The organism is Methylobacterium nodulans ORS 2060 (assembly GCF_000022085.1).
Classification (GTDB): domain Bacteria; phylum Pseudomonadota; class Alphaproteobacteria; order Rhizobiales; family Beijerinckiaceae; genus Methylobacterium; species Methylobacterium nodulans.
In genome coordinates this window covers 6,754,273-6,776,464 of the sequence record NC_011894.1, presented here as the reverse complement: position 1 = coordinate 6,776,464, position 22,192 = coordinate 6,754,273, and the positions used below count along the sequence as shown (strand labels likewise).

Here is a 22,192-nt window from a genome sequence, read left to right as displayed (position 1 = left end):
CGACGCGCCTTGACCATGACCGGTGGTATCGGCCGCCCGGATGCGTCGGCGGCTCGGGCCGTTCGCATCACACCACGTGCAGGATCGCGTCCTTCACCACCCGGGCGACGATCTCGCAGGTGAGTTCGTTCGCCGCGCAATGGGTCACCTGCCGGTCGGCGAGGTCGTGGTCGAGTTGCGGATCGCAGGCGCTGGCGAGGAAATAGCCCGCATCCGTGATGCTCATCACGTAGACCGGCGAGGCGCGCCCGTTCTGCCGGTTGATCAGCATGAACTGGGTGTAGGCCTGCTCGAAATCCGGACGCCCCCGCAGGGAGGGGCCGCGCTCGACGAGGATCCCGTGCGGTGCGAGCTGGGCCGCGGCGGAGTCGAGCACCTCGGCGGCGATGCCCTTGAGGAGGGCGACGCGGCGGAGATCCTCCGCGGTGAGCGGCGGAGTGGGCGCCGGCTCGTCCGGCGGCTCCTCGGCGAGCTGGCGCTTGCGGCGCTGCTCCTCGAAGAACAGGCCGAAATCCGACAGCACCACCTGCGAGCAGCGCGGCGGCGGGATCACGGCATCGCCGACGGTCTCGGTCTCGGCCATGACGGCTCTCCCCTCGTCCACAACCCGCCCTAACGCGGTGGAGCTTAGAACGGATGCAATCTGCGGCAAGCCACCGCGCGGCGGCGCGCGACCGCGCCCGGCCCGCACCCTCGACGAGGCGGCCCCTCGTCAGGTCCCGGCCCGCGCCCGGCGGCCCTCGTAGGTCTTGAGATGGGCGTAGGCCATGTCGAGATGCCGGAAGGCGGCACCCGGTGCCGCCGCGCGCCCGCGCCGGATGAGGTCGCCGATGATGTGATCGGCCTCGATCGCTGCGCCCCGCTCGATGTCGCGCAGCATCGAGGCGGTCATGGTGGAGCCTTCGGCGGTCAGCGCGGCGCGGCTCGTCTCCAGGAACTTCTCGCGCGGCGGGAAGCCCGCATCCGAGGCGATGCGGCGGCACTCGTCGAGGAGGCCCTGCATCAGCGCCCGGCCGCCCGGCGCCGCCACGATGTCGCAGACCGCCCCCCGCATCAGGCAGGTCCCGCCCGCCAGGGTCGCGAGGAAGACCCACTTCTCCCACATCTCCAGCAGCACCTTCTCGCTGAGCCGCGCCGTGAAGGTGGCGCCCTGCATGAGCGCTGCGACGGCCTCGACCCGGGCCGAGCGCGCCCCGTCCCGCTCCCCGAAGGTGAGGCTGTGCATCTCGCTCATCTGCACGATCTCGCCGGCCGGACTGAGCGTCGCCGCGATGGCGCAGGAGCCGCCGAGCACGCGCTCCATCCCGAAGCGGGCGTCGAGGAGGTCGAGATGAGCCATGCCGTTGAGGATCGGCAGCACCATGGTCGAGGGCCCCACCGCCGGGGCGACGGCCGCGACGGCGCTGTCGAGGTCGTAGGCCTTGCAGCTCAGGAGCACGAGGTCGAAGGGGCCGTCGATCCGGTCGGCCGTCACGGTCGACGGCGCGGGGATGTGCACGTCCCGCACCGGGCTCTTCACCACGAGGCCGTGGGCGGCGAGCCGCTCGGCCCGGGCCGGGCGCACCAGGAAGGTCACGTCCCGCCCGGCCTCCGCGAGCCGTGCCCCGAAATAGCCGCCCGTCGCGCCCGCACCCACCACCAGAACCCGCATGGTCGTCCCCCTCCGGTTGATCGCGCACAGGGTATGCGACGCGCGCGGCAAACGGAGCTTCGCATCCCCCGCCCTTTCGTCCAAGGTGACGGACCCGGGGCAGGCCTGCGGGCGGATCATGGAGGGGGGGATGCGGCATGCGCGGTGAGGGATCGTGGCGGCGTGTCTCGGCCCCCTTGCGCCGCCGGATCCTCGATCCCGGCACGCGCCGCGGCCTCTTCCTGGTCGGGGGGCTCTGCGTCGGGGCGGCGGCGGTGCTGATGGCGCAGCTCGCGGATGCGGCGCAGGCCGCGTTCCGCGACCTCCTCGCCCTCTCGCCGCTCGCCGCGCTCGCGGTGACGCCGCTCGGCTTCGGGCTGGCGGTTCTGCTGGCGCGGCGGGTGTTCCCGAATTCCGAGGGCAGCGGCATCCCTCAGGTGATCGCGGCCCGCCAGATCGTCGAGCCGGAGCGGCGCGCGGTCCTCGTCTCGCTGCGGGTCGCGGTCGGCAAGATCGTCGTGATGACGCTCGGCCTCCTGTGCGGCGCCTCGGCGGGGCGCGAGGGGCCGACCGTGCAGGTGGGGGCGGCGATCATGGCGGCGGCGGGCCGCCGGGCGCCGGAGCACCAGCGCGGGCTCCTGCTCGCGGGCGGGGCGGCCGGGGTGGCGGCGGCGTTCAACACGCCGCTCGCCGGCATCGTGTTCGGGATCGAGGAGCTCAGCCGCTCCTTCGAGTCGAAGACGAGCGGCCTCGTGCTCGGCACGGTGATCGCGGCGGGCCTCACCTCCCTGGCGCTCCTCGGCAACTACGCCTATTTCGGCACCACGGCGGCGACGCTGCCGTTCGGGACGGGCTGGCTCGCCGTGCCGGTCTTCGGCATCGTCGGGGGGCTCTGCGGCGGGCTGTTCAGCCGCATCGTCATCGCGGTGGCCCGCGGCCTGCCGGGCCGGCCCGGGATCCTGATGCGCCGGCACCCGGTCGCCTTCGCGATGCTGTGCGGCCTCGGCGTCGCCCTGTGCGGGTTGGCCACCGGCGGCCACGTCCACGGCACCGGCTATGAGGAGGCGAAGGCGCTCCTGCACGGCACGGCGGACCCGTCGGCTTGGTTCGGCCCGGCGAAGTTCCTCGCCACCACGCTCTCCTCGATCAGCGGCATCCCGGGCGGGCTGTTCGCGCCCTCGCTGGCGGTCGGGGCGGGGCTCGGCGCCCATTTGTCGCCCTACTTCGCGCAGGCGCCGATCGGCGCCCTCGTCCTCATCGGCATGGTCGCCTACCTGGCGGGGGTGCTGCAGGCGCCGATCACCTCCTTCGTGATCGTGTCGGAGATGACGGAGGCGCACGCCCTCGTGATCCCGCTGATGCTCGCCGCGCTCCTCGCCGATGCGACCTCGAAGCTCATCTGCCCCGAGGGGCTCTACCACGCCCTCGCGGCGCCGATCGTCGCCCGCCTCGCTCCGCCCGGCCGTGCAGCCTGACCGCTTCTCATCCGCGAGGCATCATGCTATCGCGGCTCCCGCGCGGGTGTAGCTCAATGGTAGAGCAACAGCCTTCCAAGCTGATGACGAGGGTTCGATTCCCTTCACCCGCTCCAGCCCTTCTGCCTTTGGCGTCAGGGGCTTGGATTGCCCTACCGTTGACCTCGCATTCCCCACCTTCCCCGTCGCGTTCCCCAAGACCCGTTTAGGCCTTGTTCCTCGACGCCCGGTGAGCGAGCCGCAGCTCGGCCACCTTGCGCGATTTCCCGATGGTGCCGCGCACGTAGCGGGTTGTGGTCGATGACTGCGCGTGGGCGGCCGCGGACCGGATGTGGTCCAGCTCGGCCCCGGCGTCGTCCGCCTCGGAGATCCCGCCCGCACGGGCGTCCATGTTCCAGATGTGCTTCGGGATGCCGGCCGCGGTCGCTACGCGCCGCCACTCCCGGGTGTGGACGAATTCGGCATAGGGGCGCCCTGAGGCCGGATCGGTGATCAGCGGGCCGATGCGCCGGTCCGTGGGAATGAGGGCCAAGACCTTCATCACGATCGGGCACAGCGTGAGATCGTGCGCCGCGGTCTGCCCCGTCTTCGTCGTGTCCTTCACGAGCTGGAGGCGCTCGCCGAGGTCGCTCCAGACCAAGCCGTTCACCCAGCGCCGGCCATTGAGAACGATGCCGGTCGCAGCAGTGCCGTCCGGGATCGGCTCCCACTCCCCGATCACGTCCTTCTGGCGAAGCGTCGTCTCGAACTGCAGCGCCGTGCCGAGAGCCAGGGACACCTCTCCGAACTCGAGGGCCTTCGCCACGAAAGCCTCCACGTGCTCCAGTTCGAGCTTCGTCCTGCGGCGCGGCGCCTGCCGGAACTCGGCCTCCATCAGGATGGTCCGCAAGCGCTGGCACTCCGGCAGTTCGGCCGTCACGCCATACTTGAACAGCTCCCGCAGCATCTTGATGATCTTGCAGGCGCGATCGATCCGCTCCGGGCCGCCCGGCACCTTCGGCTGCTTCGCCCGGTCATACCAACGGCGGAAGTCTCCGATGCGGAGCGCGGCGAGATTGCGCTCGCCGAAGGCTGCCTCGATCAGCTTGAGGATGTGATCGTTGGTCCGCCGCGTGTTCCACTTCTGCCCGCTATACGGGCTGGCCTCGTCCACCTGATAGCAGCGCACCAGGCTCGCGATCGTGCCATCGAAGCGCTTGCGATCTTCACGCCGGCCAGAGGACCACTCCAGCATCTCCGCCTGGAAGCGCATGCAGGCGGCGGAGATGAGCGGCAGATCGTCCGCATTGTCGAGAGAATACGGAAGGCGAATCGTCTCTGGACGATAGCCCGCCTTCACGAGGTCGGCTCGCGCGACCCAATACAGCGTGTCAGGTCCGTTCTTGCGCTTGTGGCGCTTCAAGCCGGGCGCGGAAAAGTCAGAGGACATTGAGGTTCTCCAATCCATCGGGCGCCATCGCCTCGACGGTGGAAAGACCGTAGCGCCAATCGAAGAAGGCCTGCACGGCCCGCCATGGACGACCTCCCATCAGGGGGTCGATCTTCGGTAGGCCATCGCGCTCCAGGATCTTCGCCTTTGCGGCCCATTCGGCAGGCGTCTGGCTGAGTCGGCGCGCGATCTCTGCCTCGCACGGGAACAATCCCTGGTCGCGGTGAGAAGAGCGGCGCGTCACCCGTCACCCCTCCCCTCTGTTACGCCCAAGGCTCGTCAGCGCGAGCCCGATCAATACGGCTGCCCATCCTCAAGGCCCTCCGCCTCGTCGGTAGCCGCACCGCCCGCAGGTACGGCCGGCTCGCCAGCACCACCTCCGGCGCTCGCCAGGACGGGCGGCCCGCCCGCTCGCGGCGGTCCTCCTCGCGGTAGAGCGAGGCCAAGCGGTTGAGCGCGGACAGCAGCTTGAGCGCCCGGGCGAGGGGCCGCTGGAAGCGGAAGGCCATCCAGAGGTCGTAGACCTCGGCGCCGCACTGGAGGCGCCGGTTGTTCCAGGCCTGCCGGCATGCCGTGGAGCAGAAGCCGGGATGGCGCGCTGCAGCCCCGTAGGGCTGTCCGCACTCCAGGCAGGTCCGCTCACCCCGGAGCGGGGCAGTATCGCCGTCCTGGGCCACCGGAGTGCGTGCGTTTAAACGCAGCGGCGCGTTCACGGCGCACACAGCCAGTCGGGGATGTCGAGCGGGATCCACACCGCACGAGCGAAACCCACATAGATTCCGCGAACACCGTATGTGGGCGCGGGGAAGGAGGCGCACATGTTCGCGCTGCACCTCCCTGGGTGATGGCTTGAGGGGTTGCATCACGATGGCAGGCCAGCACCCGCGCGACCTCGTCCTCCCGGACGATTCCTTCCCCGTCGAGGGTCAGGAACAGGCGATGGTGTGGGTGTCGTTCCCCGCTTGCCAGAGAGGGAGGGCGCGGGCGAGGAGGCGGGCGTCGCGCTCGGGGTCGGGCGCCGCATCCCGAGGCGTCAGCGGGCGCGTCGCACGGACGAGGGCTGCGGCCGCATCGGCTTCGACGACCGCGCCGCCGGATCGACGAAGGAAGTCGAGAGCATAGGCCAGGAAGGCGTGCCGGCCGCCCTCGGTCGTCGGCACGGTGGCGAGCAGATCCGTCCACTCCTGCCGCTCGGCCAGGCCGGCATCGTCCTCCCGGCCTCCGCCGCCGCCTCGACGCTCCGGGCCGCCTGCTGCACGATCTCGGGCAAGCGTGCGCGCCCCCGCCCCAGAGGGCCTGAGGCCGAGAAGAAGCTGCGCGAGGACGAGCAGCTCTCGAAGCAATACAGGGCTTGGAAGCGCGCCAAGCTTCAGGCGCTCCTCGACGGGCCTCACGACGACGAGATCCGTGACCTTGATCGGTTCATGCGCCGGATGGGCCTCGCCGATGGGCCGACCCTGATCGCGCGCGTCGAGGCCGCGGCTTGGATCCGCGACATGTCCGCGGGCGACCGCGCCGACCTGCTCGGCCTGATCGGGCGCCGCATCGCCCTGATGCGGGAGCGGAACGGGCTTGAGCCTTTCAACGACGGCGTGCCCGGAGATCCGCCGCGTGCCTTCGAGCGGATCAAGAACCTGATGGGGTGCCGATGAGCAACGGCGGCAAGCTCGCGGTCGAGGTAGTGGAGTTCCGCCCCATGGACCGCAACACCCTGAAGGGGTTCGTGACGGTCCGCATCCCGGCGATGCGCCTGACCATCCGCGATTGCAGCGTCAATGAAAGTAACGGCCGGCGCTGGGTCGGCCTGCCGGCCAAGGCGCAGATCGGGCGTGACCAGGAGCTCGTCCGGCGGGACGGCAAGATCCAGTACGCGGCCGTGTTCGAGTTCGAAGGCGGTCGGTGACGCCTTCAGTGCGGCGGTGCTCCGGGCGCTCGATGCGCGTGAGGGGCGGGCCGCCGCGTGAACGCGAGCGCCACATATCCCACCGAGATGGTCGAGCACGCCCTCGCGTGGGCGCGGCGCGGCTTCGCGGTGTTCCCCTGCAATCCGAGCCCGACCGGGGAGGACAGCAAACGTCCCCTGGTGCCCCGGGACAAGGACGAGCAGGGCAAGCCGATCCCGAAGACGGGCGGGTTCTACAAGGCCACGCGCGACGAGGAGCAGATCCGCAGGCTGTGGCGGAGGTGGCCGAAGGCCATGATCGGCCTGCGCATGGGCCACGACGCCGGCACGTTCGCGCTCGACCCCGATGTGGTGAAGAAGCCTGGCGATGCGGATGGCCTCGCGGCTTGGCGGCAGCTCGCGGCCGAGCATGGCGACGTCCCCGCGACCCACACCCACGTCACGCCGAGCGGCGGGCGCCATCTCCTGTTCCGCTACCCCGAGGACCGGTCGATCACCAACGCGGAAGGCGACCTGCCCAAGGGGATCAACGTGCGCGGCGAGGGCGGCTATGTGGCTGCTCGATCTGGTCGAAGGCGGCAAGGCCCGGAAGGCGGCGGACCCGGAGCCGGCTCCGAAGCCGGAGGTCCGCGCCGGCAGGCGGCGGCGCGAGAGCGGCGGTGACCGAAGGGAGCGCTACGTCCAGGCGGCACTCGAGGCAGAATGCTCCGCCGTGGCGAGCACGCCTGTTCGCGGACGCAACAACCGGCTCAACCGGGCAGCCTTCCAGCTCGGCACGCTGGTGGGTGCAGGGGTGCTCGACGCGGCCGTGGCGACGGACCGGCTGATGGACGCCGCGATTGCCTGCGGCCTGGTGCGCGACAAGGGCCGGGACCGGGCCATGGCGACGATCGAGAGCGGGTTGACGGCCGGTGCCGCCAAGCCGCGGGAGATCCCCGAACCTCCGCCGCAACAGAAGAGCGGCCAACGCCGGGCGAAAGCCCGCAGCAAGGGCGATGAAGACGACCCGGACGGTGAGCCCGCCGGCCGGCCCTTCGCGGCCTCCGGGGGCGACTGGCTCGGCGCCTGCCTGCTCGATGACCGCGGCAACCCGCTGCCGAACCTCGCGAACGCCATGACGGCCCTCCGGTTGGCGCCGGAGATGAGCGAGGTCTTCGCTATGACGAGATGCTCTGCGCCACCGTGCTCACGCGCGGCGTGCCGGACCCCGGCGGCGGCATTGCGGCCCCGATTCCGATCCGGCCGGCGACGGACAACGATGTCAGCCGGGTGCAGGAATGGCTGCAGGTCTGCGGCCTGCCGCGGATGAGCAAGGACACGGCACATCAGGCCGTCGACCAGCGGGCGCACGAGCGCTCGTTCCATCCCGTCCGCGACTACCTGGACGGCCTGCGCTGGGACGCGCGGGAGCGGCTTGGCACATGGCTCTCGACCTATCTCGGGGCCGAGGCAACGCCCTACACCGCCGGCATCGGCACGATGTTCCTCGTCGCCATGGTGGCCCGCATCTACGAGCCCGGCTGCAAGGCCGATTACATGATGGTGCTGGAGGGCGAGCAGGGCGCGCGCAAGTCGACGGCCTGCGCCATCCTCGGCGGCCCGTGGTTCTCCGACAACCTGCCGGATGTCACGACGGGTAAGGACGTCGCCCAGCACCTTGCCGGGAAATGGCTCATCGAGATCGCCGAGATGAGCGCGATGTCCAAGGCGGAGGACGCTGCCCTGAAGGCGTTCATCAGCCGCCCCGTGGAGCGCTACCGGCCGAGCTATGGGCGCAAGGAGATCATCCAGCCGCGCCAGTGCGTCTTCATCGGCACCACGAACAAGGCGACGTACCTGCGCGACGAGACCGGAGGCCGGCGCTACTGGCCCGTCAAGGTCGGGTGCGTGGACACCGATGCCCTGGCGCGGGACCGCGACCAGCTCTTCGCCGAGGCGGTGGCTCACTACCGCGAGAAGACGCGCTGGTGGCCCGACGACGAGTTCGAGCGGCAGCACATCCAGCCCGAGCAGGAAGCCCGGTTCGAGGCGGATGCCTGGGAAGAGGCGATCACCGGCTTCCTCATCGGTCGAAGCCGGGTTTCGGTGACGGAGGTTGCCCGGGATTGCCTCGGATTCGATCTCCCGAAGATCGGAACCGCCGAGCAGAGGCGCATCGGCGCCGCCCTGAAGCGGCTCGGCTGGGTCTCAGTTCGCGACTGGAAGGGACGGGCCTTCGTGCCCAAGGGCCATGTCGCATGACGCACCATGACGCACTTTCCAACGAAGGGGCATGCGTGCGCGCACGCGCACGTGCGCTCACACCCCCGCGCATGCTGCCTCGTTAGGAAGTGCGTCATGGTGCGTCATGCGACATGGCCGGTAGGATCGGAGGAAGGCGATGAGCTATGACCTGCCTGCCCTTGCCGCACAGGCGACGGCGGGGCTCAACATCGAACCTGCCGTTGCGTCCGAGCTGCTTCGGCGCGTCGCCGCGATGTGCACGGGCAAGCAGCGAGGGGCCGAAGAAGGCCTGCTGCGCAGGCCGGACGACGAGCGTTGGGTGCGGGGCTACTCGGGCGGCTGCGGAGATTGCGGCGACCTGATCCACTCCTTGGCCGACATCGTTGCGGGTGAGCAGCGCCGATGAGCCACCTCGCCAAATCGAAGAAGCGCCGCCTGCGCGAGAAGCGCCGCCGGCAGGCCCGGGAACGCCTCTGGGAGCGCCTGTGAGCCTGTGCAGGTGGACGAGAGCCGGACATGGCACCTCGTCCGCACGGCGCCCAGCATGATGGGCCGCGCGCTCGACACACTGAAGGAGCAGGGAATCCCGACCGTGGTGCCAAGGACGGTTGCTGTCGGGCATCGGGAGGGCAGGCCCTACCTGCGCCGGGCCCAGATGTTCCACCGGACCGTGTTCGTGGGTGTCGAGGGAGCCGCCGACCTGGACGGCAAGGTGCCCACCGCCCGCGGGGTCACGCGAGTGCTGCGCAACCCGACGCGGGCCGACATGGCCCCGATGACGATCAGCGGGCCCGACATGGCCGCCTTCGTCGCAGCGATCGGGATCACCGAGAAGCGGAAGCCGGCCGGCATCGCGGCGGGCGACAGGGTCGTGGTCCAGGCGGGTCCGTTCGCCAGCTTCCCCGCCATGGTCGAGGAAGTGTTGCCGAACGAGCGGCTGAAGGTGGCAGTGCAGATCTTCGGGCGGGCGACGCCGTTCGAGTGCGGCCATGCCGACGTTCGGCCCATCGATTAGGTTGTGCGCCATCTGGTTTGAAGGCCGGCGCTTGTCTCCCCCTCAGGGGGTCGATGTTGAGCCCCGGGGGAGACGGGACAGCCGTTCTCCGCAGAATGGAGGCTTGTGGCCTCGCGCTGCCTTCAGATCAGGCCGCCTCGCGTACGACAAGATCCACCTCCCGCCCCAGCGCCGCCATGGCAGCCTCGATCTGGTCGAGGCGGGACGCATGGTCGAGCCGGAACAGGCGATCCACCGACTCGCGCTTCCAATCCAGGCGCCGCACCAGATCAGCGCGGGTGAGCCCCTGCCGGCGCAGCTCGCTGTAGAGGGCGGCCTTCAGGAGAGTGAGCAGCGGCAGCCGGACGACGTCCGCACCGTCCTCGAAGGGCGGCAGGTCCCGGCCATCGGCGATGCGGGCGGCCAAAGCCTCCTCGATCGCATCGACCGCATGCCGGCGGGCATCGGCCTCGTCCTCGCCGAATGTGGCGACCTCCGGCAGGGCCGGACAGATCACCATCAGGGTGTCGTCGTCGGGCTCCAGTTCGATGCGGTATCCGGCCATCACTTCAGGTCCAGCTGCTTGAGGATGCGGTTCACGAGCCCCTTGCCCAGTTCCTTGCGGCTCCCGTGCATCGGGATCTGAGAGACCTTGTCGCCCCGGCGCACCGTGACGTGGCCCGAGCTGCCCTTGTGGTTCTCGAAGGTGCAGCCCTTGGAGGCGAGGAGCTTGCGGAGTTCGTTCGCGTTCATGGGAGCTACCATATTCCACACTTCTGTGTAAGCCAACAGAAGTGTGGAAACTTCACGATAAGGAGCGGCCCGCTTGGGCCCATGCCGAGAGAGGCAGTAGCACCACATGTCCGGCATGATCGGCGGCACGCCCGTAAGCTCTGCGCGCACCCTCCTTGGTGGCCTCGTCGCTGCGGTCGTCGTAGTGGGGGTGATCGTCTGGGGTGGATCCGCGTTGGTGGGGTTGTGAGTTGCTGATCCCCGCGGGAGAGGGCCCATGCGGATCTCGATCGACGCGCGTGACCCCGGCTTCCGGACCTACGCTGAGGCGCGTGACCAGGGCATCACCTTCAACGTGACGCTCGATGGCGAGCGGGTACGGTCTGTCCACACCGCCGACGATCTGACCGGCGAGGTGATCGTGCCGGCTCGGGATGCGGGCGGCCACTTAATGTTCGATCCGTGCCAGCCCAGCAAGACCCTGCTGGAGACCCGCCGCGGCCGGGTCCGCATCGTCCGCCGGCACCGGCACTGGACGGACGACAGCAGCGTCATCTGAGCCGCCCGCTGGGCGTAGCGCCAGGGACCCTGGGCAGTCGGAATCGATACGGGTGGGCGGGGCCCCCAAGTTTCCTAGCGCCAGGGTCGTGAAACCCGTGAACGGTGAACCGTGAACGCAGGCCGTGAACGCTCCGCCGAGGCCATGACGCAGGCCGAGTTCGCCCGGCACCGGGGCGTCTCGAAGGCTGTCGTCACGAAGTGGAAGGCCCAGGGCCTGCTCACCCTGACGGACGACGGGCGGGTGAACGTCGAGGCCACCGAGTGGAACCTTGATCAGCGCCCGGCCAGGTACCGCGGCGGGGTGGCTCACAGGCCGATACGGGCGGTACCGATGAGTGAACGGCCAGCACCTACTGCGGCACCGAAGGCACCTCCCGCGGACCGCCCCCGGCCCGCCGGGCCGGACCAGAAGGACGAGGGCGAGGCCGGGGACCCGGATGATCCGAACCTCCCCCTGCCGCTCGCTATCCGGCGGAAGGAGAACTTCCTCGGCCTCCAGCGCAAGCGGGCCGTGGAAAAGGAGGACGGCAAGCTGGTCGACCGCGCGGCGGCCGAGAAGCTGTTCTTCGACACCGCCCGTGACCTGCGCGATGCCTGGCTGGCCTGGTTCGCCCGGGTCGCGATCACGATGGCTGACGAGCTCAAGGTCGATCCCCGCGCGCTGACCCAGATCCTGACCGCGCATGTCCATCAACACCTCGCCGAGCTCGGCGAGCCCACAGCAGACCTGGGCCGACACCGCCAGCCTCTCACGGAAGTGGCGTCAGGGGCAGAAAGATCGCCTTGAGGTCGGGATCTGGGCGTTCGGGCGCAATCGGGAGCGCTGGCTGGTGGAGCACCGGGTGCTGCCCGGGGCGACGAACCGGCCGGAGGTGTGGGCCGACCTCGAAGCCATGGTCGAGGAGACCTGGCCGCACGCGAGCGGCGCCGAGATGACGGTGCGGGACTGGGGCATCGACTCCAGCGGCTTCACCGCCGAGGTGTATGCCTTCGTGCGCCGGCAGGCCGGGCGCCCGGTCCATGCGGTGGATGGCCAGGACAGCTATGCCGGCGCCTTCCTGGGCGTGGGCGCGAAGGATTCCACGGCGGCCGGCCGGAAGCTGCGGCGCGGGCTGAAGACGGTCCGGATCGGGGCGTCCTTCGCCAAGCAGGAGATGATGGGCTGCCTCGCCCTGCAGCGCCCGCCGGAGGGCAAGCCGTTCCCGGCCGGGTTCGTGCACCTGCCGCGGGACGTGAGTGAGGATCAGGTCAAGCAGCTCACCGCTGAGGAACTCGTCACGCACGTCACGCGCGGCCGCACGCGCCGGGGGGTGGGTGCCGATCGGTGGGCGGCGCAACGAGGTGCTGGACTGCGCGAACTACGCCCGCGGGCTTGCCGCGATGCGGGGCTGGGACCGCTGGCGCGAGCCGCACTGGCGCGAACTCGAGGCGGCGCTCGGCATCGAGCGGCCCCGGCCGGACGAGGCGGTGGTGGCGCCCGAGGTCGCGGCGCGCACGCTCGCGGCCCGCAATCAGCAGCGGCGCGCCGTGCGGCGCAGCCGGGTCAACAACCGGCCGATGAGGTAGGTATGGCCGACACGCCGGAACAGCAGCTCGCGAAGCTGAGGGCCCAGCTCGCGAAGCTCGATCGGGCCATGGCGAGCGGCGTGCTCACCGTCGAGCAGGCCGACAACGCCGGGCGCATCACGTACCGCGGCTACGCCGAGATGCGGCAGGCCCGGGCGGACCTCGTGCGTCGGATCAGCGACCTGGAGGCGTCCGTCAGCGGCGCCGCGCCGCGCCGCACCCGCCATGTCGTGATGACGGGCCGCAGCGGGTGGTGAGCATGTCTCAGGCCCAGCCCGTCCGGTTCCGGATCAAGGGCACCGCCAGTACGTCACCCCGATCGCCATGGACCTCGACGGCGGGGCGGGCGGCGGCGCGCTCGAGGCGCCGGCCTACGACGTCGCGGGCGGGCGCGGCCGGCGCTCACGGTCCTGGCGGGTCGGCAGCTACGGCCCGAACACCGCCATCACCTATGCGCTCGACGAGCTGCGCCGGAAGAGCCGCGATCAGGCCCGGAAGAACCCCTACGCCGGCGCCGCGGTCGACCGGCTGGTGAGCAACATCGTCGGAATCGGCATCGTGCCCCGATCCACCGCGGCGCGGTCGACGGAAGGCTTGAGCGAGGAGGAGGCCAAGCGGGTCAAGGCGGAGGACGCGGCCTTCCGGACTCGGATCCAGGCCCTCTGGCTGGAATGGACCGATGTGGCCGACAGCGTCGGCGCGCACGACTTCTACGGCCTCACCGCCATTGCCGTACGCGGCATGGTCGAGGGGGGCGAGACCTTCACGCGCTTGCGCACGCGGCTCCTCACGGACGGGCTGCCAGTCCCGCTGCAGCTGCAGGTGCTGGAGGGCGATCACTGCCCGCACCTCAAGACCGAAATCGGGAACCGGATCCGGCAAGGCATCCGCTACGATGCCATCGGACGGCGCCAGAGCTACTTCCTCTACCGCGAGCATCCGGGCGACGGCGTCATGGTTCCCTCCGGCCTGGAGCTCGCCGAGGTGCCAGCGAGCGACGTGGCTCACCTCTACCGGGCAATGCGGCCCGGGCAGGATCGTGGCGAACCCTGGCTGGCTCGGGTGCTGCGCACGTTCTACGACCTCGACGCCTACCTCGCTGCCGAGCTGGTGCGGAAGAAGAACGCGGCGTGGCTCGTCGGCTTCATCAAGCGGGTGATGGAGGAGGCGGACAGTCCGGTCGGCTCCGGGCCGCTCGGCACGGACGGCGCCGACGACGAGGGCGCCGCCACGCTGGAGTTCGAGCCCGGGACGCTCCAGGCGCTTGCCGACGGCGAGGACGTCACCTTCTCGAACCCGCCGGACCTCGGGCCGAACTTCGAGATGTTCGTCCGCGAGGCCAAGCGCGGCGTCGCGGCGGCGTGCGGGCTGCTCTACGAGATCCTGAGCGGCGACTACAGCACGCTGAACGATCGCACGCTGCGCGCCGCGCTCAACGATTTCCGCCGGGCTGTCGAGGGCTGGCAGCACCATCAGGTGGTGTTTCAGTTCTGCCGTCCAGTCTGGAACCGCTGGATGGATCTGGCGGTGCTGTCGGGCGCCCTGAAGATCCCCGCGGGCATGCCACGTTCGGTCGCCTACTCGGTGAAGTGGATCCCGCCGGCCTGGCCGTACATCCATCCGGTGCAGGACGTCCAGGGCAAGTCCATGGAGGTTCAGGCCGGGTTCTCGTCCCGCTCCCAGAAGGTGGCCGAGGCCGGATACGACGCCGAGGCGATCGACGCCGAGAACAAGGTGGACAACGAGCGAGCCGACGCGGCGGGGCTCGCCTACACCAGCGACGGTCGCCGCGCCACGCAATCGGCCGCCGGGGATCCGCCGCCCGACGACGCTCCCCCCATACCGGAAGGGCAGTCATGATCAGCGCGCTCCATGCTCTGACGGCCGAGCCGTGGGCGATCCGTCCCGATTACCTCTACTTCCTGGCCAGCCTCGCGAGCCTGGATCGCGCCGGGCGCGCCGAGCGCCGCGCGGCCGAGGGCGAGGACTGGTTCCGGCTGGATCTCCAGGCGGCCGCGGGCCCGACCGCGCAGCGCCTGGAGGGGGCGCGCTACGCCATGCTCACCCGGGAGGGTGTCGCGGTCATTCCGGTCATCGGCCCGATCTTTCCGCGCGCCAACATGCTGACCGAGATGTCGGGCACCGGCACCTCGGCGGCGATGCTCGCGCGGGACTTGGCCCTCGCCCGCGACAGCACTGATGTCGGCGCCGTCATGCTGCTGGTGGATTCGCCCGGCGGCTCGCCGACCGGCATCAACGCCCTGGCCGACCAGCTCTACGCCATGCGCGGGCGCAAGCGCGTGGTCGCCCACGTGAGCGGCTCGGCCGCTTCGGCGGCCTACTGGATCGCCTCCGCGGCGGGCGAGCTCGTCACCGAGAAGACGGGCATGCTCGGCTCGATCGGCGTCGTCGCGGCCATCTCGAAGCAGGTCGAGCCGGACGCCTCCGGCAGCCTGTTGATCGAGATCGTCTCCTCGAACGCGCCGAACAAGCGCCCCGACCCGCAGACCGAGGACGGTGCCGGCCAGATCCGCGCGCTCCTCGACAGCATCGAGACCCAATTCATCGCCGATGTGGCCCGCGGCCGGAAGACGACCCCGGCCCGGGTGCGTTCCGACTTCGGGGCCGGCGGCATGAAGGTGGGAGCGGACGCCGTCGCCGCCGGCATGGCCGACCGCGTCCAGACCTCCGACTTCGAGCCTCGGGACCCGCGGCAAGCAGAAGCCGAAGGCGTTCGTGGTGCCGCACATCCCGCACGAGGACAGCGTGCTCGCCACCGACGTGCAGAATATGCTCGCGGCTTATGGCGGCGGGATCTCGCTGGAGACCGTGCTGGGCTTCGTGAACCGCAAGCTGATCACGATGCGCAAGAAGCACGCGATCACGCTGGAGCATTTGCGCATCACCGCGCTGCGCGGCCAGATCCTCGACTACGACGGCACGGTGCTCCTCGATCTCTTCGACGCCTTCGGCGTCACCGAGAAGGTCGTCGACTTCACGCTCGGCACGTCCTCGACCGACGTCGGTGCGAAGTGCGACGAGGTGGTCGGCTACATGGAGGACAACCTCCTCGGCGAGACCATGAGCGGCGTCCATGCGCTCGCCTCGCCGGAGTGGATGGCGCGATTCACCAGCCATGCTTCCGTCAAGGAAGCATTCAAGTACTTCACGGCGATCCAGAACCCCCTCCGCGACAGCGTTCGGAAGGGCTTTCCCTTCAAGGGGATCGTGTTCGAGGAGCATCGCGGTGCCGCCTCCTATGTGAAGGAAGACGGATCCATGAGCACGCCGGACCGGTTCATCCCAGCTGGCGACGTGCGGTTCTTCCCGCTGGGAACAAACGACACGTTCACGAACTACTGGGCGCCCCGGATTTCTGGAGCAGCGTCAATCAGGCTCCGCTCCTCGACAACCCCGACGCCGAGGTCTTCGTGGCTCCTCTGGAGCCGAAGAAGTTCGGCAAGGGCATGGACATCCACACGGAGTCCAACCCGCTCCCGCTCGTGGAGCGCCCGCAGCTTCTCGTGCGCGGCACCACCTCGAACTGACGGGGGCCACCATGCGGCTGCGCGAGAAGGACAGCAAGAACGGCGAGGTCGCCACCAAGGGGTGGGACGAGGCGCAGGCTGCGCTCCTCGCTGGCACCCACGTCTCGGCCGAGGACGAGGGCGGCGAGGGCGAGCGCGGGCCGGACCAGCCGGCGGCGCAGTCGCCCAAGCCCGGCAGCGAGCCATCGGGCGGCGACGACCTCGACGGCAAGACCCGGCCCGAGCTGGAGGCGTTCGCCGTCGAGCGCGGCGTCGACGTATCGGGCGCCGAGACCAGGGCCGACGTCATCGCGGCCTTGCGGGCCCGGCCGTGACCGCCTTCGCGCTCGGCGTCGACGCCCTGTTCGACGACCCGAACATGGGCGAGGATGCGCTCTGGCGGGCGGGCGGCGCCGCACCCGGGCTGCCCGTGCGCCTCATGCGATTGTCGCCCGAGGCCATCGTCGGCTTGGGCGACAGCCGCTTCGACCTGAATGCCATGCTGATCTCCGTGCGCCTGTCCGAGGTGGCGGAGCCCGCGCAGGGCGATCAGCTCGACCTCCTCGACGAGGAGGGCGCAATTACGCAGACGGTGGTCGTCACCGGCCTCGCGAAGATCGATGTGCGCCGGCTCGTGCGCACCTGCGAGGTCTCGCCGCTGGCACCTGATGACGAGGGTGGGCCGTGAGGTTCTCCGCCCAGGTCCTGGACCTCCGCCAGGCGCTTGCCGGCAGCGAGGTGCAGATCGCCCGCTCGGTCACGGCCGGGATGCGGCAGGTGACGGAGCGGCGATGCTTGCCATGGGTAAAGGCGGCGTGCTGGCCCGGTGAAATAGGATGTCACCGGTGAAGACCCCCCCTTTCCAACGGCCAAGTTTTCGCTAGGCTCCGGCCAAGCTGAGTTGCGGAGGGCCATTCCAATGAGCCTAGCAAGCATGCTGCGGGCGAGGATTGCCGACTGGCGCCAAGCGCAAGCGAGGCAGCCTGATCGAGTAGTAATCGCTGCACTCAGGCTGCTGAATGACGTTTCGGCCAGCCGCAGGCTCACGGGGCAAGAGCTGATCGCGATGGCGCGGGCGGCGCGGGCACGGACGAGCTGGCATTGACACAGCAGTGAGCCAGCGGCCGGGCCGACAGGTCCGGATCAACCCGGCCGCCAGCTGCAGCGACCAGTCCGCCGAGCCCTCGTGGCGGTCTGCCGGTCGCTGCCTTCGCCTGCTCAGATCCACACCGACACGAGCAGGCGGTCTCGGAAACTCAGGAGCAACGGCCTAACTAAGACGCTAGGGCGAACCAAGCCGTCGCTGTATTCAGCACGAGAATGCTGCTCGACTCGCGACAGGCTGCAGCGAAATAGTTGACGAAGTGTTGCCGGCAACGGGGCTGGGGTGTGTAAGTCGCAATGAGATGGTGGCCACTCGCGGATGCCGCATAATGCCTACGGTTGGCAGGGATGATAGTAACGGTCGTATGAGTTCTTGGATTGGTGAGGAGTTGAGGGCGCAATCGAGCATTTCGTTGCCAGATCTCGGCCTGCGAAACGGCCGCAATTATTCCGCATTTGGGTGTCATCTAGGTTCCATCCCTTGGAGTGGGATCATCCCAAAGCCTGCACTGCCGGCCGGAGCTTGCTTCCGTGCTGGCATTTCTTTTGTGCACGGTGACCGGCGATCTGGTGGCGCGGCATCTACGTCCACACCGCCAGCTCATCCTTGATGTCATCGCAGCGGCCGAGTGACGGCGGCTCGCCGATATCAAGCACTTAGGCGCGCCTCCCTCACGCGCCGCAGGATCCGCCAGGCGCCTCGCCGGGTCTGGATCGCCGCTGCTGCGTTACCTCGGAGAAATCGCCTCAGCAGTCCCGCGCCGGCGACTTTCCAATTTTGATTGCTAGGCGGCCGAACTGACAGCGCCGGGTTATACCTCGGCCGGGGCCCCGCCGATCCGTGTCGCGGGTTTTGCGCGCTAGTTCGGACGCCGCAGGTCCTATTCCATTCTGTTTGTGCACATCTGGGCGACTGAGACGATGCCGAGCACGCGCGAGCGCGTCCTCCAGGCCGTGGCCGAGCTGCTGAAGGCAGCCCTCCCGCAGGCCGCCCACTCCCGCAACGAGGTCAAACCGCAGACCATCCCGGCCGGTGGCTTCGTCAATGTGGATGACGGCGACCCGGGCGAGCCGGAGGTCACGCTCAACCCGACCATCTACATCTTCAGCCACGAGATCCCGGTCGAGGTGGCCGCGAACGGCACCCGCAGCGTGAGCGCCGAAGCGCGGCTCGATGCCATGCTGCAGGCGATCGGCACGGCCGTCGCGGCAGATCGGACGCTCGGTGGGCTGTGCGACTACCTGATGGTGTCGGCTGCCACCACCGAGCCGCTGACGGCGGACGGCGCTCCCGTCTCCCGTGCCGCCCTGATCGGCATCACTGCCGTCTACGGCACCCCCGATCCCCTGAACTGACCACCGCCAGGAGAGACCCATGGCACGCGCGCGTGGAGCCAACGCCATCATGGCGGCGGCCTTCGAGACTACCTATGGCACGCCGCCCGCCAGCGGCTACCGCAAGCTGCCCTTCGTCTCCTCGAACCTCGGCGAGGAACAAGGTCTGATTGCCAGCGATCTGCTCGGCTACGGCCGCGAGCCGCTGCCGCCCTCGAAGGACGTGATCAACAATGACGGCGATGTCGTCGTCCCGGTCGATCTGAAGAACTTCGGCAACTGGCTGAAGCTGTTCATGGGGCAGCCGACGTCGACCGCCGACAGCGGCACGACCACGCATGTGTTCACGTCGGGCGCGATCGACCTGCCCTCCATGACGGTCGAGGTCGGCCTGCCCGAGGTGCCGAGCTACGGCCAGAACTTCGGGGTGCGCGGCAACACGCTGCGGGTTCAGATGCAGCACTCCGGCCTGCTCACCGCGACCCTGGGCCTGATCGCCCAGGGCGAGACCAAGCTCACCGCCTCGGCCGCCGGCACCCTCGCCGAGGCGAGCATCGAGCGGTTCAGCCCGTTCCAGGGCACCGTCACCCGCGGCGGCGTGGCACTCGGCTCCGTTGTCTCGGCCGAGTTCACCTACTCGAACCAGCTGGAGAAGGTGGAGGCGATCCGCGGGGACGGGCGGATCGAGGACGCCGACCCGGGCATGGTGGCGATGACCGGCAGCCTCGTGGTGCGCTTCGCCAACACCGCCCTGCTGGATCAGGCCACCGCCGGCACACCGGTCGAGTTCACGTTCGGGTGGGTGACGGACGCCGCGCGCTCGCTCGTGTTCAAGGTCCACTCTGTCTTCTTGCCGCGGGCCAAGACCCCCGTGACCGGCCCGAACGGCGTGCAGGCGACCTTCAACTGGCAGGCGGCCAAGGATCCCACCCTCGGCCGCACGGTCACCGCCACCCTCATCAATAACGTGCCGAGCTACTGAGGACGGCACTGCCACCAAATTCCGAACACCGCTTTGGCGGTGAGACGTGGGCGGCCATGGCAGCCGTGACGTCCATGGATGTGGCGCTCACGTCAGATGCGCCAGCAGGATCGCCGTCCGAACGGCCACCCGCCGCCGTGCAACGGTGACGTCCTTTCGCTGCATCAGGTCTGCGGCTTGGCGGTAGGCAGCAACGGCCGCGTTGATGTCGAGGGCGAGGCCGTGCGCGATCTGGCGGGATCCAGGCGCGGGGTCGGCGAGGTAGCCCATCACGGCTGCGTCGACCTGCTCGTCGGTCAGGAGCCGGGTCGTGAGGAGGTCTGCAATTGTTGCCATGAGTGAGCACCTTCAGCTGAAGGATGTGGTAGAATGGAAAGCTGTAAATTTGCTCTATGTGCGGGTCTATTTATCGATACCGCTGAACGACTTGGGTTTGGTTTTCGTAAGACGGCAGGCATCTGATGCGATGCCGGTTTGGCAAGTAAATTGAGGCGCTGGGAGGCGCAACTTGCCGAGCGCCTGACGTGACAAAGAACTTTGACTACCGCTCAGCCGGCTTTCTGACATCATCGAAAATCGAAATGCCTGTGCGCACCTCCCAGTCGTTTCCTGTGCGCCCGAGCGAAGACAGAGCTCCGACGGCTCGATCGAGCGAGGTCCATGGAAGGAACGGGTTACGCTGACCGATCCCCCAGACTTCAACCCGCGTCGACGGACGGGCGCTCCGGCCGCGGGCGTGAAAGCCGAATGTGTCTGCCACCACAAGAGTGTTGGCAGGTACGGCAACAGGTACGGGCATCTGGAAGCCAAGATCTTCCAGTTCGGCCTCGCTAACTCGAAAAGAGCCCTGCCTCGTCTCAAAATCGTCTGAAGAAACCGCGGTCAGGCTCATTCGCCGCTCCCATTCGAGCCTCCGCGCCGTGAGCCGATGCGAGCCGGGAACGTAGGTAAACGGACCGCTGTGCTCCTCAACGTCCGTCAGGAAAAGCCAAGCCTTCACCGTCGGATGGAACGTGTCGGCGTGCAGAATTGTTTGTGGGTCATCTTCACCGTCAGACGCTTGCTGCAAAACTGCCTGCAGAAACATGCCTGGTTCCGAGTCCCGGCTGCCGACGTAACGGATGAGCCCTTGCCATGTCTCTGATCCATGAACCTGTTTCAAGCTCGGCATTTGCTCAAGCAGCTTGCTGCCGACCGTTACCTTGCGCAGAACTGTCCGCCCTTCGGCTTTTTCCCGTATGGGTCCCCTGTAAGCCTGGATCTCGTCGCGCAGTCTTGAAGGCATCGTCAGGCAGAAAGCGACGCTTGATCACGAAGCCGTCTCGGTCGAAAGCGGCGCGGTCCTCGACCGGCACTCTGGACGCGAGCCTTGCGCGACGAGATGCTGCGAGACGTGCCGCGAGTTCGACCCGTTTGCCGTGCAGCCCCCATCGGTTGAGCTGGCGGCTTCCGATCAGGGGATTGTGCTCGAACGACTTGGCAGCAGTCGCGAGTTGCAGAGGCCAAAGCGGTGCGGTTGCCAGGCGTGCCCACCTACGCATGTGCGTCTCCTCGCAAGCTCTCAGCGGTGTATGGGTGCTACCGATTCTGCCAGAAACAATAAGTCTGTTTGCCGGCCTGCGCAGAAGGGAGGTTTTACAGCAATTATGTCATATCTTTGACGCTTCACAGCGTTAACTTTTGTGTATGTTGGCGGCTGACAAGTATTCGCGGCACCGTTCCTATCCAGATGCCCGGCCGCGGTCAGCTAAGATGCTGCGGTGTTATGGTTTGAGAGTTCATTTGAGAATGCGCCTTCGGCAGAAACTCGGGCGTGGGCTCGGAGCCGAAGGTGGTCAAATGCGATGCTTTTTGAGATTGGCGAAGGTTCTCCAACCGAGCTTCCGCCGCTCGGAGCCGCGCTCGGGCGACTTTTAAACGGGCTCTACAAGTGAATCTGACAAGAAGTCTGTCAGCTTAGTTATTTCTTCTTCTGTAAGAAACTGATTTGCGCTGCCGATGGTTTTTTGCGCATCGCGGTGCTTTCAAAGTAAGACATGGCTGGAATTATGAAGGATATTCTCATGCTTAGACTTTCTCCCTCTTCCGAACCCTGCTGGCTCGACCTCCTGCCCGGCGTGCGCGTCCGGGTTCGGCCGGTCACGGTGGCGATGATGCTGGCCGCGCGCGAGGCGGTCAGCAAGGTCATCCGCAGCGACGATCGCGAGGATCTCGATCTGCGGACGAACATCGCCCTTGTCGGCGAGCTGGCCCGGCGCGCGATCATCGAGTGGGAGGGAGTCGGCGATGCCGATGGCGTGCCGGTTCCGGCAACGCCCGAGACCGTCGACCTGCTGATGACCGTCTGGGCCGCCTTCGATGAGTTCGACAGCCGCTATGTCATTCCGGCGCTGAAGCGGGACGCGGAAAAAAATGCATCCTCGAGCTCGCCTCCTGGCACTTCGGCGGGGGAGACGAATACTGCGCTGCCTGTGGTGTAACCTGTGCCGAGTGCCCTTACACGCTGCACGCCCCGGAAACCGATGAGGGCATCGTGGCTTGGTCGGTGATCCAGCGCTGCGGCGGGCAGATGCGCGTGGGCTTCGGCGGCGTCTATGCTCTCGACTTCGGGGCGATCCTGCTGATGGCCGATGCCATGGGCGCGGCCTTGCCGCTGCTTGCCGACCTGCTGCCTCGGGTCGAGCCGCTGATCGTGAAGGCCTACCGGAAGGAGAGCGGTGATGGCGAATAG

Annotated in this window: 27 protein-coding genes, 1 tRNA gene and 2 pseudogenes; 21 read left to right on the top strand and 9 right to left on the bottom strand. The window is 68.5% G+C overall.

Annotated elements, in window-relative coordinates:
- Positions 1-67: 67 nt before the first annotated feature.
- Together MNOD_RS31570 and panE are read right to left on the bottom strand one after the other, a co-directional pair.
- Complete coding sequence (locus MNOD_RS31570; protein WP_015933018.1) at positions 68-583, bottom strand: hypothetical protein; 516 nt, start codon at positions 581-583, stop codon at positions 68-70.
- Positions 584-712: 129 nt separating this feature from the next.
- Complete coding sequence (gene panE / locus MNOD_RS31565) at positions 713-1,651, bottom strand: 2-dehydropantoate 2-reductase (protein WP_015933017.1); 939 nt, start codon at positions 1,649-1,651, stop codon at positions 713-715.
- A 137-nt stretch (positions 1,652-1,788) separates the two neighbouring features.
- On the opposite strand from panE, the gene MNOD_RS31560 reads away from it, so the two are divergent.
- Both MNOD_RS31560 and MNOD_RS31555 read left to right on the top strand, forming a co-directional pair.
- The gene (locus tag MNOD_RS31560; protein ID WP_015933016.1) at positions 1,789-3,105 is read left to right on the top strand and encodes a chloride channel protein; all 1,317 of its coding nucleotides are present in this window, start codon (positions 1,789-1,791) and stop codon (positions 3,103-3,105) included.
- Between the two features lie 42 nt (positions 3,106-3,147).
- A tRNA-Gly gene (locus tag MNOD_RS31555) sits at positions 3,148-3,221 on the top strand.
- An 89-nt stretch (positions 3,222-3,310) separates the two neighbouring features.
- Here the strand turns inward: MNOD_RS31555 and MNOD_RS31550 are convergent.
- The 3 genes from MNOD_RS31550 to MNOD_RS31540 are packed head-to-tail and all read right to left on the bottom strand — an operon-like array spanning position 3,311 to position 5,211.
- Positions 3,311-4,534, bottom strand: coding sequence for a site-specific integrase (locus MNOD_RS31550; protein WP_015933015.1), 1,224 nt, complete (start codon positions 4,532-4,534; stop codon positions 3,311-3,313).
- A complete protein-coding gene (locus MNOD_RS31545) occupies positions 4,524-4,778 on the bottom strand; it encodes a hypothetical protein (protein WP_015933014.1) in 255 nt (84 codons plus the stop codon). Before MNOD_RS31545 ends, MNOD_RS31550 begins: the two co-directional genes overlap by 11 nt.
- A gap of 19 nt (positions 4,779-4,797) precedes the next feature.
- A complete protein-coding gene (locus MNOD_RS31540) occupies positions 4,798-5,211 on the bottom strand; it encodes a hypothetical protein (protein ID WP_341874477.1) in 414 nt (137 codons plus the stop codon).
- A gap of 285 nt (positions 5,212-5,496) precedes the next feature.
- Between MNOD_RS31540 and MNOD_RS49495 the strand changes: the two genes are divergently transcribed.
- From MNOD_RS49495 to nusG, 6 genes are all read left to right on the top strand, one after another.
- On the top strand, positions 5,497-6,186 hold the full coding sequence (locus tag MNOD_RS49495) for a hypothetical protein (protein WP_244424600.1): 690 nt from the start codon (positions 5,497-5,499) through the stop codon (positions 6,184-6,186).
- On the top strand, positions 6,183-6,437 hold the full coding sequence (locus MNOD_RS31525) for a hypothetical protein (RefSeq protein WP_015933010.1): 255 nt from the start codon (positions 6,183-6,185) through the stop codon (positions 6,435-6,437). The genes MNOD_RS49495 and MNOD_RS31525 overlap by 4 nt, the downstream gene beginning before the upstream one ends.
- Positions 6,438-6,494: 57 nt before the next feature.
- Entirely contained in the window at positions 6,495-7,100 is a 606-nt protein-coding gene (locus MNOD_RS41910; protein ID WP_015933009.1) for a bifunctional DNA primase/polymerase, read from the top strand.
- A 504-nt stretch (positions 7,101-7,604) separates the two neighbouring features.
- Positions 7,605-8,678, top strand: coding sequence for a virulence-associated E family protein (locus tag MNOD_RS31515; RefSeq protein ID WP_244424599.1), 1,074 nt, complete (start codon positions 7,605-7,607; stop codon positions 8,676-8,678).
- 139 nt (positions 8,679-8,817) lie between these two features.
- On the top strand, positions 8,818-9,066 hold the full coding sequence (locus tag MNOD_RS31510; RefSeq protein ID WP_015933008.1) for a hypothetical protein: 249 nt from the start codon (positions 8,818-8,820) through the stop codon (positions 9,064-9,066).
- Positions 9,067-9,159: 93 nt separating this feature from the next.
- The gene (nusG, locus tag MNOD_RS31505) at positions 9,160-9,675 is read left to right on the top strand and encodes a transcription termination/antitermination protein NusG (protein ID WP_015933007.1); all 516 of its coding nucleotides are present in this window, start codon (positions 9,160-9,162) and stop codon (positions 9,673-9,675) included.
- 127 nt (positions 9,676-9,802) lie between these two features.
- Here nusG and MNOD_RS31500 read toward each other — a convergent pair whose 3' ends face one another.
- Positions 9,803-10,219, bottom strand: a complete 417-nt coding sequence (locus MNOD_RS31500) for a type II toxin-antitoxin system HicB family antitoxin (RefSeq protein ID WP_015933006.1) — start codon at positions 10,217-10,219, stop codon at positions 9,803-9,805.
- Positions 10,219-10,407 (bottom strand): type II toxin-antitoxin system HicA family toxin, encoded by a 189-nt coding sequence (locus tag MNOD_RS31495; RefSeq protein ID WP_015933005.1) that lies wholly within the window; start codon positions 10,405-10,407, stop codon positions 10,219-10,221. The genes MNOD_RS31500 and MNOD_RS31495 overlap by 1 nt, the downstream gene beginning before the upstream one ends.
- Before the next feature lie 256 nt (positions 10,408-10,663).
- Between MNOD_RS31495 and MNOD_RS31490 the strand changes: the two genes are divergently transcribed.
- From MNOD_RS31490 to MNOD_RS31435, 11 genes and pseudogenes are all read left to right on the top strand, one after another.
- On the top strand, positions 10,664-10,945 hold the full coding sequence (locus MNOD_RS31490; RefSeq protein WP_015933003.1) for a hypothetical protein: 282 nt from the start codon (positions 10,664-10,666) through the stop codon (positions 10,943-10,945).
- 144 nt (positions 10,946-11,089) lie between these two features.
- Positions 11,090-11,734, top strand: a complete 645-nt coding sequence (locus MNOD_RS31485; protein WP_015933002.1) for a hypothetical protein — start codon at positions 11,090-11,092, stop codon at positions 11,732-11,734.
- Positions 11,631-12,770 carry a phage head-tail joining protein gene (locus MNOD_RS31480; RefSeq protein WP_244424598.1) on the top strand — a complete coding sequence of 380 codons (1,140 nt, stop codon included), beginning with the start codon at positions 11,631-11,633 and terminating at the stop codon, positions 12,768-12,770. The genes MNOD_RS31485 and MNOD_RS31480 overlap by 104 nt, the downstream gene beginning before the upstream one ends.
- Before the next feature lie 67 nt (positions 12,771-12,837).
- Positions 12,838-14,373 carry a phage portal protein gene (locus MNOD_RS31470; RefSeq protein WP_015933000.1) on the top strand — a complete coding sequence of 512 codons (1,536 nt, stop codon included), beginning with the start codon at positions 12,838-12,840 and terminating at the stop codon, positions 14,371-14,373.
- Positions 14,370-15,146, top strand: a pseudogene (locus tag MNOD_RS50380) (S49 family peptidase); the annotation flags it as partial. The gene MNOD_RS31470 and the pseudogene MNOD_RS50380, both read left to right, overlap by 4 nt.
- 97 nt (positions 15,147-15,243) lie before the next feature.
- Positions 15,244-15,825 (top strand): annotated as a pseudogene (locus tag MNOD_RS50375) (major capsid protein); the annotation flags it as partial.
- Positions 15,826-15,944: 119 nt separating this feature from the next.
- Positions 15,945-16,061 (top strand): major capsid protein, encoded by a 117-nt coding sequence (locus MNOD_RS50930; RefSeq protein ID WP_482805317.1) that lies wholly within the window; start codon positions 15,945-15,947, stop codon positions 16,059-16,061.
- Positions 16,062-16,072: 11 nt separating this feature from the next.
- The gene (locus MNOD_RS31450) at positions 16,073-16,375 is read left to right on the top strand and encodes a hypothetical protein (RefSeq protein ID WP_015932999.1); all 303 of its coding nucleotides are present in this window, start codon (positions 16,073-16,075) and stop codon (positions 16,373-16,375) included.
- Positions 16,372-16,728, top strand: coding sequence for a head-tail joining protein (locus MNOD_RS31445; RefSeq protein WP_015932998.1), 357 nt, complete (start codon positions 16,372-16,374; stop codon positions 16,726-16,728). The genes MNOD_RS31450 and MNOD_RS31445 overlap by 4 nt, the downstream gene beginning before the upstream one ends.
- 1,337 nt (positions 16,729-18,065) lie before the next feature.
- Positions 18,066-18,500: a hypothetical protein gene (locus tag MNOD_RS31440; RefSeq protein ID WP_015932997.1), complete on the top strand. Its 435-nt coding sequence runs from the start codon at positions 18,066-18,068 to the stop codon at positions 18,498-18,500.
- 19 nt (positions 18,501-18,519) lie between these two features.
- Positions 18,520-19,461 carry a phage tail tube protein gene (locus MNOD_RS31435; RefSeq protein WP_015932996.1) on the top strand — a complete coding sequence of 314 codons (942 nt, stop codon included), beginning with the start codon at positions 18,520-18,522 and terminating at the stop codon, positions 19,459-19,461.
- Positions 19,462-19,548: 87 nt separating this feature from the next.
- Here the strand turns inward: MNOD_RS31435 and MNOD_RS31430 are convergent, their stop codons facing one another.
- Both MNOD_RS31430 and MNOD_RS49485 read right to left on the bottom strand, forming a co-directional pair.
- Positions 19,549-19,797, bottom strand: coding sequence for a hypothetical protein (locus MNOD_RS31430; RefSeq protein ID WP_015932995.1), 249 nt, complete (start codon positions 19,795-19,797; stop codon positions 19,549-19,551).
- 205 nt (positions 19,798-20,002) lie between these two features.
- Positions 20,003-20,632 (bottom strand): phytanoyl-CoA dioxygenase family protein, encoded by a 630-nt coding sequence (locus tag MNOD_RS49485; RefSeq protein WP_244424826.1) that lies wholly within the window; start codon positions 20,630-20,632, stop codon positions 20,003-20,005.
- An 877-nt stretch (positions 20,633-21,509) separates the two neighbouring features.
- On the opposite strand from MNOD_RS49485, the gene MNOD_RS31420 reads away from it, so the two are divergent.
- Both MNOD_RS31420 and MNOD_RS31415 read left to right on the top strand, forming a co-directional pair.
- On the top strand, positions 21,510-21,941 hold the full coding sequence (locus MNOD_RS31420; RefSeq protein ID WP_244424596.1) for a hypothetical protein: 432 nt from the start codon (positions 21,510-21,512) through the stop codon (positions 21,939-21,941).
- A 53-nt stretch (positions 21,942-21,994) separates the two neighbouring features.
- Positions 21,995-22,192 carry a DUF7697 family protein gene (locus MNOD_RS31415; protein WP_015932993.1) on the top strand — a complete coding sequence of 66 codons (198 nt, stop codon included), beginning with the start codon at positions 21,995-21,997 and terminating at the stop codon, positions 22,190-22,192.

Bases quoted from the DNA above. Each gene is read 5' to 3' on its own strand.
- MNOD_RS31570 (WP_015933018.1), bottom strand. From the start codon at position 583: ATGGCCGAGACCGAGACCGTCGGCGATGCCGTGATCCCGCCGCCGCGC.
- panE (WP_015933017.1), bottom strand. From the start codon at position 1,651: ATGCGGGTTCTGGTGGTGGGTGCGGGCGCGACGGGCGGCTATTTCGGG.
- MNOD_RS31560 (WP_015933016.1), top strand. From the start codon at position 1,789: ATGCGCGGTGAGGGATCGTGGCGGCGTGTCTCGGCCCCCTTGCGCCGC.
- MNOD_RS31550 (WP_015933015.1), bottom strand. From the start codon at position 4,534: ATGTCCTCTGACTTTTCCGCGCCCGGCTTGAAGCGCCACAAGCGCAAG.
- MNOD_RS31525 (WP_015933010.1), top strand. From the start codon at position 6,183: ATGAGCAACGGCGGCAAGCTCGCGGTCGAGGTAGTGGAGTTCCGCCCC.
- MNOD_RS31515 (WP_244424599.1), top strand. From the start codon at position 7,605: ATGCTCTGCGCCACCGTGCTCACGCGCGGCGTGCCGGACCCCGGCGGC.
- MNOD_RS31510 (WP_015933008.1), top strand. From the start codon at position 8,818: ATGAGCTATGACCTGCCTGCCCTTGCCGCACAGGCGACGGCGGGGCTC.
- MNOD_RS31500 (WP_015933006.1), bottom strand. From the start codon at position 10,219: ATGGCCGGATACCGCATCGAACTGGAGCCCGACGACGACACCCTGATG.
- MNOD_RS31495 (WP_015933005.1), bottom strand. From the start codon at position 10,407: ATGAACGCGAACGAACTCCGCAAGCTCCTCGCCTCCAAGGGCTGCACC.
- MNOD_RS31490 (WP_015933003.1), top strand. From the start codon at position 10,664: ATGCGGATCTCGATCGACGCGCGTGACCCCGGCTTCCGGACCTACGCT.
- MNOD_RS31485 (WP_015933002.1), top strand. From the start codon at position 11,090: ATGACGCAGGCCGAGTTCGCCCGGCACCGGGGCGTCTCGAAGGCTGTC.
- MNOD_RS31480 (WP_244424598.1), top strand. From the start codon at position 11,631: ATGTCCATCAACACCTCGCCGAGCTCGGCGAGCCCACAGCAGACCTGG.
- MNOD_RS31470 (WP_015933000.1), top strand. From the start codon at position 12,838: ATGGACCTCGACGGCGGGGCGGGCGGCGGCGCGCTCGAGGCGCCGGCC.
- MNOD_RS31450 (WP_015932999.1), top strand. From the start codon at position 16,073: ATGCGGCTGCGCGAGAAGGACAGCAAGAACGGCGAGGTCGCCACCAAG.
- MNOD_RS31440 (WP_015932997.1), top strand. From the start codon at position 18,066: ATGCCGAGCACGCGCGAGCGCGTCCTCCAGGCCGTGGCCGAGCTGCTG.
- MNOD_RS31435 (WP_015932996.1), top strand. From the start codon at position 18,520: ATGGCACGCGCGCGTGGAGCCAACGCCATCATGGCGGCGGCCTTCGAG.
- MNOD_RS31430 (WP_015932995.1), bottom strand. From the start codon at position 19,797: ATGGCAACAATTGCAGACCTCCTCACGACCCGGCTCCTGACCGACGAG.
- MNOD_RS49485 (WP_244424826.1), bottom strand. From the start codon at position 20,632: ATGCCGAGCTTGAAACAGGTTCATGGATCAGAGACATGGCAAGGGCTC.
- MNOD_RS31420 (WP_244424596.1), top strand. From the start codon at position 21,510: ATGAAGGATATTCTCATGCTTAGACTTTCTCCCTCTTCCGAACCCTGC.